General features: G+C 64.1%; 16 protein-coding genes. 4 read left to right on the top strand and 12 right to left on the bottom strand.

Features of this window, described 5'->3' with window-relative positions:
• The 3 genes from pyk to WA702_RS05210 form a co-directional block, all read right to left on the bottom strand.
• A partial coding sequence (gene pyk / locus WA702_RS05200; protein ID WP_425109497.1) for a pyruvate kinase occupies positions 1 to 1,014 on the bottom strand: 1,014 nt, incomplete at its 3' end.
• Between the two features lie 179 nt (positions 1,015 to 1,193).
• Positions 1,194 to 2,267 (bottom strand): tartrate dehydrogenase, encoded by a 1,074-nt coding sequence (locus WA702_RS05205; RefSeq protein ID WP_425109465.1) that lies wholly within the window; start codon positions 2,265 to 2,267, stop codon positions 1,194 to 1,196.
• Positions 2,268 to 2,283: 16 nt separating this feature from the next.
• Entirely contained in the window at positions 2,284 to 3,585 is a 1,302-nt protein-coding gene (locus tag WA702_RS05210; RefSeq protein ID WP_425109466.1) for an MFS transporter, read from the bottom strand.
• 127 nt (positions 3,586 to 3,712) lie between these two features.
• On the opposite strand from WA702_RS05210, the gene WA702_RS05215 reads away from it, so the two are divergent.
• A complete protein-coding gene (locus WA702_RS05215) occupies positions 3,713 to 4,630 on the top strand; it encodes a LysR family transcriptional regulator (protein ID WP_425109467.1) in 918 nt (305 codons plus the stop codon).
• Between the two features lie 15 nt (positions 4,631 to 4,645).
• On the opposite strand, the gene glgX is transcribed toward WA702_RS05215, so the two are convergent.
• Positions 4,646 to 6,880, bottom strand: a complete 2,235-nt coding sequence (glgX, locus tag WA702_RS05220; RefSeq protein ID WP_425109468.1) for a glycogen debranching protein GlgX — start codon at positions 6,878 to 6,880, stop codon at positions 4,646 to 4,648.
• Positions 6,881 to 6,919: 39 nt separating this feature from the next.
• A complete protein-coding gene (locus WA702_RS05225; RefSeq protein WP_425109469.1) occupies positions 6,920 to 7,207 on the bottom strand; it encodes a DUF3606 domain-containing protein in 288 nt (95 codons plus the stop codon).
• Between the two features lie 396 nt (positions 7,208 to 7,603).
• Between WA702_RS05225 and WA702_RS05230 the strand changes: the two genes are divergently transcribed.
• Together WA702_RS05230 and WA702_RS05235 are read left to right on the top strand one after the other, a co-directional pair.
• Positions 7,604 to 7,858: a hypothetical protein gene (locus tag WA702_RS05230; RefSeq protein WP_425109470.1), complete on the top strand. Its 255-nt coding sequence runs from the start codon at positions 7,604 to 7,606 to the stop codon at positions 7,856 to 7,858.
• 68 nt (positions 7,859 to 7,926) lie between these two features.
• Positions 7,927 to 8,385, top strand: a complete 459-nt coding sequence (locus WA702_RS05235; RefSeq protein ID WP_425109471.1) for a hypothetical protein — start codon at positions 7,927 to 7,929, stop codon at positions 8,383 to 8,385.
• A 339-nt stretch (positions 8,386 to 8,724) separates the two neighbouring features.
• On the opposite strand, the gene WA702_RS05240 is transcribed toward WA702_RS05235, so the two are convergent.
• Genes WA702_RS05240 through WA702_RS05255 form a run of 4 tightly spaced genes read right to left on the bottom strand, consistent with a single transcriptional unit; the run spans position 8,725 to position 10,754 of the window.
• Positions 8,725 to 9,387: an aquaporin gene (locus WA702_RS05240; protein WP_425109472.1), complete on the bottom strand. Its 663-nt coding sequence runs from the start codon at positions 9,385 to 9,387 to the stop codon at positions 8,725 to 8,727.
• Positions 9,387 to 9,911 (bottom strand): arsenate reductase ArsC, encoded by a 525-nt coding sequence (locus WA702_RS05245; RefSeq protein ID WP_425109474.1) that lies wholly within the window; start codon positions 9,909 to 9,911, stop codon positions 9,387 to 9,389. The genes WA702_RS05240 and WA702_RS05245 overlap by 1 nt, the downstream gene beginning before the upstream one ends.
• 10 nt (positions 9,912 to 9,921) lie before the next feature.
• Positions 9,922 to 10,398 (bottom strand): ArsI/CadI family heavy metal resistance metalloenzyme, encoded by a 477-nt coding sequence (locus WA702_RS05250; RefSeq protein WP_425109475.1) that lies wholly within the window; start codon positions 10,396 to 10,398, stop codon positions 9,922 to 9,924.
• Positions 10,399 to 10,409: 11 nt separating this feature from the next.
• Positions 10,410 to 10,754 carry an ArsR/SmtB family transcription factor gene (locus WA702_RS05255; protein ID WP_425109476.1) on the bottom strand — a complete coding sequence of 115 codons (345 nt, stop codon included), beginning with the start codon at positions 10,752 to 10,754 and terminating at the stop codon, positions 10,410 to 10,412.
• A gap of 163 nt (positions 10,755 to 10,917) precedes the next feature.
• On the opposite strand from WA702_RS05255, the gene WA702_RS05260 reads away from it, so the two are divergent.
• A complete protein-coding gene (locus tag WA702_RS05260; RefSeq protein WP_425109477.1) occupies positions 10,918 to 12,093 on the top strand; it encodes a cytochrome P450 in 1,176 nt (391 codons plus the stop codon).
• A 57-nt stretch (positions 12,094 to 12,150) separates the two neighbouring features.
• Here the strand turns inward: WA702_RS05260 and WA702_RS05265 are convergent, their stop codons facing one another.
• From WA702_RS05265 to WA702_RS05275, 3 genes are all read right to left on the bottom strand, one after another.
• Positions 12,151 to 12,438 carry a hypothetical protein gene (locus WA702_RS05265; protein WP_425109478.1) on the bottom strand — a complete coding sequence of 96 codons (288 nt, stop codon included), beginning with the start codon at positions 12,436 to 12,438 and terminating at the stop codon, positions 12,151 to 12,153.
• A 109-nt stretch (positions 12,439 to 12,547) separates the two neighbouring features.
• On the bottom strand, positions 12,548 to 14,143 hold the full coding sequence (locus WA702_RS05270) for a DHA2 family efflux MFS transporter permease subunit (RefSeq protein WP_425109479.1): 1,596 nt from the start codon (positions 14,141 to 14,143) through the stop codon (positions 12,548 to 12,550).
• On the bottom strand, positions 14,140 to 15,282 hold the full coding sequence (locus WA702_RS05275) for an HlyD family secretion protein (RefSeq protein WP_425109480.1): 1,143 nt from the start codon (positions 15,280 to 15,282) through the stop codon (positions 14,140 to 14,142). The genes WA702_RS05270 and WA702_RS05275 overlap by 4 nt, the downstream gene beginning before the upstream one ends.
• Positions 15,283 to 15,313 lie beyond the last annotated feature (31 nt).

Here is a 15,313-nt window from a genome sequence, read left to right on the forward strand (position 1 = left end):
GTACATCTTGTGGCTCTCGGTGGCCTTGATGATGCTGTCCATCATCGCCACCGCCTCGCGCGGATATTGCCCGCTGGCCGATTCCGCCGACAGCATTACGGCATCGGCGCCGTCATAGATCGCAGTAGCAACGTCGGAAACCTCGGCGCGGGTCGGCGTCGGCGCCGCCACCATCGAATCCAGCATCTGGGTGGCCACAATCACCGGCTTCACCGCCAGACGGCAGGCGCGCACCAATTCCTTCTGCCTGCCGGGCACGTCCTCATGCGGAATCTCGACGCCGAGATCGCCCCGCGCCACCATGATGGCGTCGCAGAGCTGGATGATGTCGTCGATATGGTCGAGCGCCACCGGCTTCTCGATCTTGGCCATCACCCCGGCGCGGTTGCCGATCAGGCCGCGCGCCTCAATCACGTCGGACGGTTTCTGCACGAAGGAAAGCGCCACCCAGTCGACGCCGAGGTTGAGGCCGTATTCGAGATCGGCGCGGTCCTTCGGCGTCAGCGGCGACAGATCGAGCATCGTGCCGGGAAGATTGACGCCCTTGTTGTTGGAGATCGCGCCGCCGATCACGACCTTGGCGTCGATGTGATCGTCGGTGAGCCCCGTCACCCGCACCCGCACGCGGCCGTCGTCGATCAGAAGATCGTGACCGGGCGCGACGGCGGCAAATATCTCCGGATGGTGCAGCGGGATCGACATCTTGTCGCCATCGGTGCCCTTCAGCACGAAGCGGATCGCCTCGCCGGCTTCCACATTGATCTTCTTGTCGCGCAGCGTGCCGACGCGAATCTTGGGGCCCTGCAGGTCCATCAGGATGCCGATCGGACGCTGCACCTCCTTCTCGAGGGCGCGGATCGCGGCGTGGACCTTGGCGTGATCGGCCTGCGTGCCATGGCTGAAATTGAGGCGGAAAGTGTCCACCCCCGCCATGAACAGCGTTTTGAGCATTTCCGGCGAGTTGCTGGCGGGGCCAACGGTTGCAACGATCTTGGCCCGACGATGACGACGCATGATGGTGTTGCCCTTTCTCCCCTGCCCGATCAGGACGGCCCTGATATCCTTGGCCGGCGTCAGACGTGTGACCGCCTGCCGCCGATTCGGTTGCGACAACGAATAGTCCTCATCTGCGCCAAGGCAAGCCCGCATCTGGAACCTTTTCGCATGGCGGGAAGCATCGGTTCCGCTCCCGTTCAGGTGTTGGAGCCGTGGATCGCGTCGATGACGGCTTCGGTGACCTCCTTTGTCGTCGCCTTGCCGCCGACGTCGGGCGTCAGCACGCCGGCGGCGCAGACCTTTTCGACTGCCGCCATCAGCCGCACGGCGGCATCCTTCTCGCCGAGATGCTCCAGCATCTGCGCCCCGGTCCAGAAGGTCGCAACGGGGTTGGCGATGCCCTTGCCGGTGATGTCGAAGGCCGAGCCATGGATCGGCTCGAACATCGAGGGAAAGCGGCGCTGCGGATCAATATTGCCGGTCGGCGCCACGCCGAGGCTGCCGGCCAGCGCACCGGCGAGATCGGACAGGATGTCGGCGTGTAGATTGGTCGCGACGATGGTGTCGAGGCTCTTCGGATGCAGCGTCATCCGCACCGTCATGGCGTCGACCAGCATCTTGTCCCAGGTCACGTCCGGAAACTCGGCTGCGACCTCGGCGGCGATCTCATCCCACATCACCAGGCCGTGGCGCTGCGCATTCGACTTGGTGACGACAGTGAGAAACTTGCGTGGCCGCGACTGCGCGAGCTTGAACGCATAGCGCATGATACGGGTGACGCCGACGCGGGTGAACACCGCGACCTCGGTGCCGACCTCTTCCGGCAGGCCCCTGTGAGCCCGGCCACCCATGCCGGCATATTCGCCTTCCGAGTTCTCGCGCACGATCACCCAGTCGAGATCGCCGACGCCGACATTGCGCAACGGCGAAGCGACACCTGGCAATATCTTGGTCGGCCGCACATTGGCGTATTGATCAAAGCCCTGGCAGATCGGCAGCCGCAGGCCCCACAGCGTGATGTGGTCGGGCACGTCGGGCGCGCCGACCGCACCGAAATAGATGGCGTCGAATTTCTTCAGCTCAGCGAGGCCGTCAGCCGGCATCATCACGCCGTGCTTCTTGTAATAGTCCGAGCCCCAGTCGAAGGTCTTGACGGTGAAGCCGATGTCGCCCGCGCGCTTGGCCAGCGCCTCGAGCACGCGGACACCGGCCGAGATCACTTCGGGGCCGATGCCGTCGGCGGGAATAGCGGCGATGTTATAGTTGCGCATGAGAAAGCTCCAAAAGTTAGCGCGGTTGTGTCTGCGCGGCCGGCGCGGCCTTCGCTTGTGAACGTGAGAGCAGCAAGGTCAGCACGGCCGAAAGCACGAGCAGCGCGGCGACGAAATAAAGCCCGCCCGCAAAGCTGCCGGTGCGGTCCTTGATCCAGCCGATCACCGCCGGGCCGACGAAGCCGCCGAGATTGCCGATCGAGTTGATCGTGGCAATGCCGGCGGCTGCGGCCGAGCCGGACAGGAACATGGTCGGCATGCTCCACAGCGGCGGCTTCGACGACGAGATGCCGATATTGACCAGCGTCAGCGCCGCTAGCACCGCGACGACGCCGCTTGCCATGCCGGCTAGCGCAAGCCCGACCGCCGCCAGCAGGCAGGCCAGCACGACATGCCAGGTCCGTTCGCCGGTCCGGTCGGAATGCCGCGCCCACCAGATCATGACGATGACGGCGATGGTCGCCGGCACCGCGTTGAGGAAGCCGACCTCGAGCGACGACAGCCCGAACTGCTTGATGATCTGCGGCGCCCAGACGCCGAGCGTATAGAGGCCGGCCGAGGTGCCGAAATAGACCAGCGCCAGCGCCAGCACGCGGATGTCGGCGAGACCACGCCAGATGCTGTGGCTCGCCACCGCAGCCTTGCTGGTCAGTTCAACATTCATCGTCCGCACCAGCCATGCGCGCTCATCATCGGCGAGCCATTTCGCCTGCTCCGGACGGTCGGTCATGTAGGCCAGCACGACCAAGCCGAGCAGCACCGCGGGAACCGCCTCGAGCAGGAACAGCCATTGCCAGCCTTTCAGGCCGAGCAGCCCGTCCATCCCCAAAAGTGCGCCCGAGACCGGCGAACCCAGCACGGTGGAGAGCGGCGCCGCGGCCATGAACAGCGCCGTGACAGCGGCGCGCTGCCGCGCCGGAAACCAGTAGGTGAGATAAAGAATGATGCCGGGGAAAAAGCCGGCCTCGGCGACGCCAAGCAGGAAACGCAGGGAGTAGAAGCTGACCGGTCCCTGCACGAAGGCCATTGCGCCGGAGACGATGCCCCAGGAGATCATCACGCGCGCGATCCACAGCCGCGCGCCGAATTTGTCGAGTGCGAGGTTGGACGGCACTTCGAACAGGAAATAGCCCCAGAAAAAGATGCCGGCGCCGAAGCCGAACACCGAGGACGACAGCCCGATATCCTTGTTCATGGTCAGCGCCGCGAAGCCGATATTGACGCGGTCGATGAACGCCACGAAGTACAGCAGCATGATGAAGGGAACGATGCGCAAGGTCACCTTGCGCAGCACGCGCGTCTCGAGCTCTCCCGTCATCACCTGACCTCCCTAGCAGCATTTTCTTGTTGCAGTGGGGAAGCCTAGACAGTTGCGCGGCCGCTTCAATCGGCGTTGGTTTATACAAAAAATTGATATAATCATCGGGCCGGGAGATCACGCCACAATGGAATTGCACCAGCTCCGCTGCTTCGTCGCCGCCGCCGAGGAGCTGCACTTCGGCAAGGCGGCGCAGCGGCTGCAGATGCTGCCGTCGGCACTCGGCCGCCATATCAAGCTGCTGGAAGATGACCTCGCGACGCCTCTGTTCGCCCGCACTACCCGCGCGGTGTCGCTGACCGAGCACGGCACCACGCTGCTGCGAGACGCCCGCGCGATCCTCGCCCGGGTCGAGGCGATCGAGGCCAATTTCCGCACCCGCTCGCGCGCGCGTCCCGCACGCCGGCTGCGCCTCGGGGCGATCGACAGCGCCGCCGCCGGCCTGTTGCCGCCATTGCTGCACGGCTTCCGCAGCGAGCATCCCGAGATCGCGGTGCAGCTTTTGGAGGAAAAGACCATCCGGCTGCTGCCGAAGCTGCTGTCCGGCGCGCTCGACCTTGCCTTCGTCCGGCCGCCTGAGCGCGCCGACAAGCGGCTCGAATTCCGACCGCTGCTGATGGAAACCGCGGTCGTAGCGCTGCCGGAGCGGCATGCGCTGGCGAAACGCTCTTCGATCTCGCTTCATGAGCTCGCCGACCAGCCGATGATCGTGCCGGACCGCCGCTCGCGGCCGCACAGCCACGACCTGACCATGAAGCTGTACGAAGAGGCTGGCCTTGCACCGCGCGTGGTGCAGGTCGCCGACGAGAAGCAGACCATCGTCAATCTGGTTGCCGCGCGACTCGGCGTTGCGATCGTGCCGCGCTGGACCTCGCGGCTGGCGATCGCCGGTGTCCGCTTCGTGCCCTTGAAGCTGAAGCGCGGCAGCAGCATCGGACGGCTGCCACTGGCGGCAGTCTGGCTGCGCGGCTCCGGCGATCCGGTGCGCGACGCCATCCTGGCCGTGCTCGACGCACGCCTGAAGAGCTATGCGCGCGGCGCCTGACATCGCCCGTCAACCCTACCCCAGCGGCGTCTCGGCGATATCGAGCAGCGCACCGAGCCCATGCCGCAGCCCACGCATCGGTGATTGCTCCGAGGAGAGCCCGAAGGCGAGCAGCGAGCGCCCGGTCACCTCATAGACGTGACCGAACGGAAATGACGGCAATTGCGCATCGGGTTGATTGGTGTCGAGCAGGAACAGCCAGTTGCGTCCCTCCGGCACGGCAGGCAGCGTGAAGTTCACGACGTCGTGGTGGGCGTTGTAGACCAGCAGCAACGTCGCGTCCGAACCGCGACGCTTGATGCCGGTCTCCTGGGCGCGGCCATCGAGCAGCATGCCGAAGCAGCGCGCATTGCCGTCATTCCACTGCTCGTCGGTCATTTCCTCGCCTGACGGCGCCAGCCAGGTGACATCCTTGACGTCCAGCTCCTCATTATGGGAGCCGACCAGGAAGCGGCTGCGAAACAGGATCGGGAACGCCTTGCGCATCGCGATCAGCTTGCGGGTGAACTCGCGCAGCTTCCGCCCATCCGCCGAGATCCCCATCCAGTCGAGCCAGGTGATCTCGTTGTCCTGCGCATACGCGTTGTTACTGCCCTTCTGCGTGTGGCCGAACTCGTCGCCGGCGAGCAGCATCGGGGTGCCGTGCGACAGCAGCATGGTGGCGAGCAGATTACGCTTCTGCCGCTCGCGTAAGGCCGATATCTCCTGATCGTCAGTCGGGCCTTCGACGCCGCAATTCCAGGAGTGATTGTTGCTGTGGCCGTCGCGATTGTCCTCGCCGTTGGCCTCGTTGTGTTTCTCATTGTAGGAGACGAGGTCGTTGAGGTTGAAGCCGTCATGGGCCGTGATGAAATTCACGCTCGCCCAAGGCCGGCGCCCGCGCTTGTTGAAGAGGTCGCCCGACCCGGTGACGCGCTTGGCGAGATCCGCCATCGCGCCGGCATCGCCCTTCCAGAACGCGCGCGTGGTGTCGCGGAACTTGTCGTTCCACTCGGCCCATCCCGGGGGAAACTGCCCGACCTGATAGCCGCCGGGACCGATGTCCCAGGGTTCGGCAATCAACTTGACGCTGGAGAGGATCGGATCCTGACGGCAGGTATCGAGGAAGCCGCCACCCTCGTCGAAACCGTACGGCTCCCGACCAAGGATGGTGGCGAGATCGAAGCGGAAGCCGTCGACCCGCATCTCGGTGGCCCAATAGCGCAGCGAATCCGCGACCAGCTGCAGCACACGCTGGTGCGACAGGTTCACCGTGTTGCCGGTGCCGGTGTCGTTGATGTAGTAGCGCTTCTGATCCGGCATCAGCCGGTAATAGCTCGCATTGTCGATGCCCTTGAACGACAAGGTCGGCCCGAGCTCGTTGCCTTCGGCGGTGTGGTTGTAGACGACGTCCAGAATGACCTCGATGCCATGAGCGTGAAACTGGTTCACCATGGCCTTGAACTCGGTCGCAAACCCCGTCTTCATGTAACGCGGTTCGGGCGCGAAGAAGCCGATCGAGTTGTAACCCCAATAGTTGCGCAGGCCCTTCTCGATCAGATAGCTGTCGTCGATGAAGGCATGGATCGGCAGCAACTCGGCGGAGGTGATGCCGAGCGAGCGCAGATAGGCTGGAACGTCCGGATGGGCGAGCCCTGAGAACGTGCCGCGGTCGGCTTCCGGCACCAGCGGGTGCAGCTTGGTGAAGCCCTTGACATGCATCTCGTAGAAAATGGTGCGCTCCCACGGGATCTCCGGCTTGCGCGACGTGCCCCAGGTGAAGGCCGGATCGATCACCCGGCATTTCAGCATCAGCGGCGCACTGTCGCGCTCGTCGAACGAGAGATCCTTGTCGGCATGGTCGAGCTGGTAGCCGAACAGCTCCGGCCCCCATCGCAGCTGGCCGACGAGCTGCTTGGCATAGGGATCGATCAGGAGCTTGTTAGGATTGAAGCGGTGGCCGGCATCGGGCTCATAGGGGCCGTGTACGCGATAGCCATAGACGGTGCCCGGGCGCGCGGTCGGCAGATAACCATGCCAGACCTCGTCGGTGTATTCGGGGAGTTCGATCCGCTCGATCTCGGTTTCCCCGGCATCATCGAACAGGCACAATTCAACCTTGCTGGCGTGCGCGGAAAAGATCGCGAAATTGACGCCGAGTCCATCCCAGGTCGCACCGAGCGGGAACGGTCGGCCCTCCGTGATCTTGGACTTGCGCAAGCTCGACGCGGCCAACGCCAGCGCGTCACCAGGATTCATCTTCTGGTCCATTGTGCCCCTACTCTTTGCCCCCTAGCCTGACCGGATCGTTTATCCCCTCGGCTCAGCAGGTGCGCCTAACTCCGTGGCGGCGGCCTCGGCTACCGCCACCGACGCGATAAACACCTCCGCGGGCGGCACCTGCACCGAGCCCGGCAACTTGCGAGCCTTCTGCAGGTGGACCTCCTTGGCAAGCGCGGCCATTGAATTGCCGATACGACCGACGAGATCGGTAAGCTCGGATTGAGAGACGCCAAGCCGCTTGGTCACGACGCGGACCTGGACGCGATCGGTGAGATCGAGCTTGTTGCGAATGGGCTGAATTTTGGGGCGACGCATGTGGGCTCCTCCTGCCATGCGGTAACAGTGGCTGCCGGCGTTTGGTTCCACCGGCTGTGACAAGCGTACATCAAAGTCATGACAGCTTGTTCTCGCGGCGCGCCTGGCGTCCGAGCTGTGGATCAATTGCCGCCCTCTGAAACGAAGGGCGCGGGAAAGGCCGGGCGCCGGCTGGCGCCCATGGTCCGCGTGTAGCAAAAAGCACGCGGCAGAACCACAGGTGCAGCCGAGATCGCCCGGCCTTCCCTGCGCGATGGCGTTACGGCTTATACGTGGTCTCCCCGGGGACCGGCTCTCTTGCCCCCGTCGCAGGCGCAACGTCCGCGCCGGCTTGACCTCAGCACCGGGAGGTCAGAACGCCACGATTTCACCGTGTGTGGCGGAGCGTTCGTCCGCATGATCAAGATCATGCTGCGCCCTGCCGCACCCACCGCATCCGCCCTCGCGTGTCGTGACGATCGCGATACGCCCCTTGTGTCGAGAGCGGACGAGGCATATAAACCACAACTTCTGAAAAAAAGAAAGACAAATTTTGCGGCGTCGCAAGAACTGGCTGGAAAATCGGTGATTGCCATTGGTCACGACGGTTCGCCCGAGCCAGCTCTTCATGCGGTTCCTTGTTATCAAGCCAATGCTGTCGATGCGACGTGATCAAGCTCGATAGGAACGATCGATTGGCTGGACCGATAAACAATATCTTCATCCAAAGGAGGACGCTCATGAAGACAATTCTAGCGATTGCAGCATCGTTGGCGGTGCTCGGCTCGTCCGCATACGCGCAGACAGCTGCGCCTGCTGTCAACAGTTCGCAAATGGACGCCGCATCCAGCAGCAATGACCAGAAGGATCCATCCACCGCAAACCGCGCGAACGCAGACGCCCAAAACGCATCCGCAATCGAGAAAATCCGGCAGGACCTGCAGAAAGCCGGCTTCACCGACGTGAAGGTTGTTGCGAGGTCGTTTGTCGTCCAGGCCAGATCGCACGACGGAGACCCGGTCGTCATGACGATCGGCCCGCATGGTATGTCGGTGTTCGAGGCCATGAGCGGAACGTCGGCGCCCTCCGGGACGACAGGCATGGGCGCCGGTGGAGCGGCTTCGTCGGACTCCAGCCAAAGCTCTCCTGCAAATTCGCAAAGTAATACCGGCAATCCGCGGTCCGGATCGCAGCAGTAAGGCACGAATTCCCATGTGGAACCTGCTTAGCGGAGCAACTTATGGGTGATCATGATCAAGGCATCGCGCGTGCGGGGCGTGGGGAAGAAGAACCGAAGGACAAGCAGCGAGCGGAGGCTGCGAACCAGACGGAGCCCGGCACCATGCCCACGCATCCTTCGCACGAGCAGAGCGATCGGAAGAGCCAGAAAGAAGAGTAATCTGCTGGTCGAGCAGATCACATATTTCGTGACCTGCTCGACCGATCGCGCAGCCCTGGGTGTCCCCTGATCCCGATGCCGATCGCGCAACAAGCACACCGCTGGAACTCCAAGCGAGATGGCCGCCATCTGATCGAAGCTACTTTGCCGGCTTCCAAAGCCAGGGCGCAAGACAAACAGCCAGCGCTGCACCACCAAGCTGAGCGGCGATGAAGCCTGGGACGTCGCCGGGAGCGATGCCCGCGAACGTGTCCGACAGTGAGCGCGCGATCGTCACAGCAGGATTGGCAAACGATGTCGAAGCGGTGAACCAATAGGCCGACGTAATGTAGAGGCCGATCGCATAAGGGACTGCCGTGGAGGCACGGGCGACGCAGCCGAAGATCGTGAGCAGTAGGCCAAAGGTCGCAACGCCCTCGGCAAACCATTGTCCCATGCCCGTCCGTACCGTGAGCGAGGATTGCAGGACGGGCAGTTCGAACATGAAATGGGCTGCGAAGACGCCCGCGATGCCGCCGGTGATCTGCGCGACGATGTAGAGACCGGCGACAGCCCATGGCAATTCGCTTCGCCAGGCGAATGCCAGCGTCACCGCCGGATTGAAATGCGCGCCGGAGAGCGGACCGAAAATCAGGATGAGAACGACGAGAATCGCGCCGGTTGGAATGGTGTTGCAAAGCAGGGCGAGGGCGGCGTTACCACCTGCAAGCCTTTGCGCCATGATTCCCGAGCCGACGACGGCGGCGAGTAGAAATGCGGTGCCCAGCCATTCGGCGACCATTCGCTGGCCGGGCGACGACATCAGCCCGCCTGTGGAGTCGGACGCGTGGCACCGTCGAGACGACCGATCTCGCGGAGCCGCGTGCCAAGCGAGAGTGCGTCGATACTGCTCAGTGGAAGATTCACGAACGCGCCGATGCGGTTCTTCAAGAAATGAAACGCGGTCATGAACGCTGCCTGCTGCTCCAGCGCCGAGCACTCAACGGCGGCGGGATCTTCGATGCCCCAATGCGCTGTCATCGGCCGGCCCGGCCAGATCGGGCAGGATTCGCCGGCGGCGCTATCGCAGACCGTAAAGACAAAATCCATTGCCGGCGCGTCGGCGGTGAACTCGAGCCAGCTTTTCGAGCGCAGCCCATCAGTCGGATAGTCCATATGTTCGAGCGTCCGCAGCGTCAGCGGGTGTACCGCGCTTTTCGGATTGCTGCCCGCAGAGAAGGCGCGAAAGCGACCCTCACCGTCCTTCCGCAGGATCGATTCCGCGAGGATCGAGCGTGCAGAATTGCCCGTACAGAGGAAAAGGATATTGTAGAGCTTGTCCGCCACGGCGCATCTCTCAGGTGTTGCAGCAGGCCGTGGCTTGCTTCTGCGTGGCTTCAGGCGCGCAGCAGGCGTTCACCTTCTCATTGGCAATTCGCGCGCCGTTCTCTCCGGTGCCATCACCGTAGATCGTGCTATCACCTGTGGTGTGGAACGTCTCCCATGCGATGCCGGCAGGATCGTTGATCCAGGATTTCTCCGATTTAGCGTAGCAACAGGTCGTCTCTCCCTGCTCGACAACATTGCCGCCCGCCTCACGCAGCCGCGCATAGACTTCGGACAGTTCGTCGGTATTCTCGACTTGAATTCCCAAATGATCGAGTCCGGGTTCGCGCCCGCGCGTCGAGATAGCGAAATTGACGCGAGGATCCTCCAGCATCCACTTCGCATAGTCCGACTTTACGACCGTCGGCTGCGTGGCGAAAAGCGCCGAATAGAAGCCGATGGAATGGGTGATGTCTTCGACGGAGACGTGAACATGGAGGCGCTTCATGACGTATCCTTTCAAGCCGGGACTCTGGCGCGCTTGCGCGCAGGTTTGCATGTGGCGGCGGGCGCACAGGGGGCGCCACCGCAGCAGTTTTCCGTGAGAAAGCCGAGCAGTGCATTCATCTGCTCGAACTGCGCCGCGTAGATCATCGAGCGGCCCTCGCGGCGCACCGTAACGAGACCCGCCGAGCGAAGTCGATCGAAGTGGAACGTCAACGTGTTCGGCGCCAGACCGAGAGCCTCGGCAATGGCCCCCGCCGGCAGACCGTCAGGTCCGGACTGCACCAGCAGCCGAAACACGTCGAGGCGGCTGTCCTGCGCGAGCGCAGCCATTGCCGCGACGGCATCTGTCTTTTCCATATTTCAACGAATATTGAAATGACGTCGGTTTGTCAACGGCCATGCGCGGTGTTGGCGCCTGCCGGTCCTCGCACTTCATCCTGCGCAAAGACCCCGCAGCTTCCGGCCACGGGACAGACATGCCCGGCCGTGATGCGATATGCTCACGCCTGGAGGACCGATCTTGAGCACAGCCCCCCGTATCGACATCGACGTCGTCGCCTTCTGGCATGATCCCTACCCGACCCTGGCGCGCTTACGTCGCGAGGCGCCGATCGCGTTCGTGCCGCAGCTCGGCAGCACGCTGCTGTGCAGCCGGGACGATATCTACGTCTGCGAAAAGCAGATTGATGTCTTCAGCTCGCATCAGCCTGAGGGCCTGATGAACCGGCTGATGGGCCACAACATGATGCGCAAGGACGGCGAGGCGCATCTCGCCGAGCGCAAGGCGATCTTCCCGGCGGTCTCGCCCAAGACCGTCAAGACGCACTGGACCAGCCAATTCCAGGCCCATGCCGACCGAATCCTCGATGCACTGGCGACAGCGGGCGCCTGCGATTTCGTGCGCGACTTCGCGCTGCCGTTCTCGGCCGAATGCCTGAAGTCGATCACCGGCCTCACCAACATGCGGTTCGAGGACATGAACGCCTGGTCGCAGGGCATGATCGACGGCATCGCCAACTACGCCGGAGACCCCGCGGTCGAGGCGCGCTGCCATGCGGCAACTAGCGGCATCGATGCCGCCATCGACGACATGGTGCCGCATCTGCGCAAGCAACCCGATCAGAGCCTGCTCGGCGTCATGCTCGCCGGCGACATGCCGATGGAGAGCATTCGCGCCAACATCAAGCTCGCGATCAGCGGCGGGCAGAACGAGCCGCGCGACGCGATTGCCGGGACCGTCTGGGCGCTCCTCACCCATCCGGATCAGTTGCGGCTGCTGATGGCGGGCGAGCCTCCATGGATGCAGGCGTTCGAGGAATATTCGCGCTGGATCTCGCCGATCGGCATGTCGCCGCGCCGGGTGGCGAAGCCGTGGACGGTCCGCGACGTGGCATTCGAGGCGGAGGAACGGGTGTTCCTGATGTTCGGCTCCGCCAACCGGGACGAGAAGCATTTCGCGCGACCGGATGAGTTCGATGTCCGGCGTGACACCAGCAAGAGCATCGCGTTCGGCGCCGGGCCGCATTTTTGCGCCGGCGCCTGGGCGTCGAGGGCGATGGTCGCCGACGTTGCTTTGCCCGCCATCTTTAGGCGCCTCAAAGGCCTGCGACTGGTCGAAGACGAGCCGGCACGGATGGGCGGCTGGGCGTTTCGCGGATTGCTCAACCTGCCGGTGGCGTGGGATCCGCCTGCTTGATTTTTATATCGGCCGCCGGCCGCGCGACCGACGCGGCCCGCACCAGTCACCCTCGCGTCAATAGATGCGGACGTGATTGGCCTCGAACGTGACCGCAAAGCTGTTGGGGTTCTGCAAGGTTATGAACAGCACCACGCCAACGCCGCCGCGGAGATCCCAGACCACCGACCTGTCGGTCTGGCGCAGCGGCTCCATAGTCCGACGGTCCTTATCGTGATGCGGCGCGATCGAGACGTCGAAGAACTCATTCGGCGCCTTCGAGTCGCGTCCCCACCAGAAGGTGTATTGCTGGCTCGCATTGGCGGGAATCGTATAGGTGCCTTGCTTGTGGTCGATATTGGCCATGTTGTCGGGCTCCTCCGTTTGGCATCCGCCGATCGGATGCGATGCCCAACCATGATGCAGCCAGCGCAGATGCGCTGTGACGTGGCTCACTCACCGACGATGCGCCGTCTCAGTGACCGACCTCGACGACGACGCCCGGCTTCGGCGAGCGCAGCAGCAGCACCACAGGCGTGATCGCGATGAGGCCGATGGCGAGCAGCCAGAAGCAGTCATCGTAGGTCATGACCAGCGCCTGCTTCTCGACCAGGCTCGAGAGCTGCGCGATCGCGCGCAAATGCGCCGTTGCCTGATCGACGCCCTGGCTGAGGCCATCGGCGGCAAGGCGCGCCTGCCCGAGCACTGAATTGGCGGTTACGGCCTCGCGGATGGTGTCGGAATGCACCGCGCTGCGCTGGTCGATGAAGACGCCGCACAATGCGAGCCCGATCGAGCCGCCGAGATTGCGCGCCATGCTGTAGATGCCGGCACCGTCAGCCGCATTCTCGCGGCCGATCGCCGCCATCGAGGCCTGGTTGAGCGGCATCGCCGCCAGGATCTGGCCGACGCCGCGCAACAATTGCGACCAGGTGAAATCGGCACCCGCACTGTCGGGGCCAAGGTGGATGTCGAGGAAGCAGCTTCCGGCAAAGCACAGCAGCCCGAGTGCCACCATCAGCCGCGTATCGAATTTGCCGATGATGCGCGGCAGCACCGGGATCAGCACGAACACCGGGATCGCCGACAGCGCCATGATGCCGCCGGCCTGCCGCGGATTGTAACCGGCGATGCCGGCGAGGAATTGCGGCACCACGAAGGTGGTGCCGTAGACGGCCGCCCCGACCACGAGCGTGATGAAGGTGGCGCTGGCGAAAGCACCATTGCTCAGCAGCGCCAGCTTGATGACCGGATCCGGCCGCGTCTTCTGGGCGATGAACATGATGATAAAGCCCGCCAGCGAGACCAGGCTGAGTTCGACGATCATGGAGGATTCGAACCAGCGCTCGCGCTGGCCTTCCTCGAGCACCACGGTGAGGCACGAGAAGGCGATCGCCATGCCGGCGATGCCGAGCCAGTCCGCCTTGGCCAACAGATCGAACTTGGACTTCTCGTCCGGAAGTCCGAGCAGCAGCAAGGTCACCAGCGCGATGCCGACCGGCAGGTTGATGAAGAAACACCAGCGCCAGGAGACCTCTTCTGCAAGATAGCCGCCGATGATCGGTCCGATGACCGGACCGAGCACCACGATGACGCCGAAGATGCTCATGCCGACCGCCATCTGCCGCTGCGGCAGCCGGGTGCGGATGATGACCTGGGCAGTCGGGATCAGCGCGCCGCCGAAGAAGCCCTGCCCGGCACGGCCGATGATCATCTCGATGAGTCCGTTGGAGACGCCGCACATCATCGAGAACAGCACGAAGGCGATGGTGGTGATCAGCAGCAGGCGGCGCAGACCCAGCAGCCGCGTCAGCCAGGCCGTCAGCGGGATCATCACGACCTCGGCGACCAGATAGCCGGTGCCGATCCAGGTGCCTTCTGTTCCGCTGGCGCCGACCTCGCCCTGGATCTGCGGCAGCGCGGTGTTGGTGATCGAGGTATCGAGCATCGCCATCAGCGCTCCCAAGGCACCGGCGACCACCGCGATCCAGTCGACGACGCTGGCGGAGTCGGCCGGCTTCGATCCGACCGCGCCGGCGCCGAGCGGCAGCGTGCCGCTGGCGGCGCTCATTGCGCGTCTCCCGCGGTGTGGACGGAGGCTGCCTGCTTGGTGTTGACGGAGACCTCGATCGACAGGCCGGGGACGAAGGCCGGTGCGGCGTTCTCCGGCGCTGCGAGGCGGATGCGGACCGGTACGCGCTGCACGATCTTGGTGAAATTGCCGGTGGCATTCTCCGGCGGCAGCAGCGCGAACTGCGCGCCGGTGCCGGGCGCAAAGCTCTCGACCGTCCCACGCAGCGGCAGGTTCGGATAGGCGTCCACGCTGATTTCCGCCGGCTGGCCCGGCCGCATCTTCTCGACCTGCGTCTCCTTGAAATTGGCCACCAGATAGATCTGCCCGGTCGGCACAACCGTGAGCAGCTTGGTCCCCGGTTGGGCAAACTGCCCGAGCTGCACGGTGCGGTCGCCGACGCGGCCGGCGATCGGGCTGCGCACCACGGTGTCGCTGAGGTCGATCTCGGCCTGGCTCAGGCTTTCTTTGGCACCAGCAAGCTGCGCCTCGGCCTGCGCCAGCTCGGCCTTCAAGGTTGCGACCTGCTGGCGCGCGGCGTCGAGCGCAGCCTGCTTGAGATTGACGGTGGAGCGCGCCTGCGCCAGCGCGCTCTCGGTCTGCTCGTTCTTCTGCTGGGTGGCGAAGCCGCGAACGGCGAGCGCGGCCGAGCGGTCGTTTTCCTTCTGCGCCAGATCGGAATTGACCCGCGCGGTCTCCACATCGGCCGCGGCTTGCGCGATCACGGCATCCTGTTGCCGCAGGTCGGCTTCGCTCTTTGCGACATCGGCTTCGCGCGCATCGACGGTCGCCTTGGCCTGGCGCTCGGCCATCTCGTAGCGCCGGGAATCGATCTTTACGAGCGCCTGCCCGGCGACGACGTCCTCGTTATCCCTGACATAGATATCCGAGACCTGGCCGGACACGCGCGGCGCCATCGCCACCTGGTCGGCCCGTAGATAGGCGTTGTTAGTGCTCTCGATGAAGCGCCCCACCAGGTACCAATAGCGGCCGTAGACGCCGCCGGACGCGACCACCAGGACGGCCATCACCCCGAGCAGCATGCGCGTCCGGCGCCGCTTGCGCGGAACTGCCACCACCGCGGCCTCGCCTGCGCTGACGGGATTATCTCCCGGCTTTTTCAAGACTGCGACGTTCATGGCACCGGCCTCATTGAGATTTATTCCATTT

Origin of the sequence: Bradyrhizobium sp. (genome assembly GCF_049798375.1) — a bacterium.
Classification (GTDB): domain Bacteria; phylum Pseudomonadota; class Alphaproteobacteria; order Rhizobiales; family Xanthobacteraceae; genus Bradyrhizobium.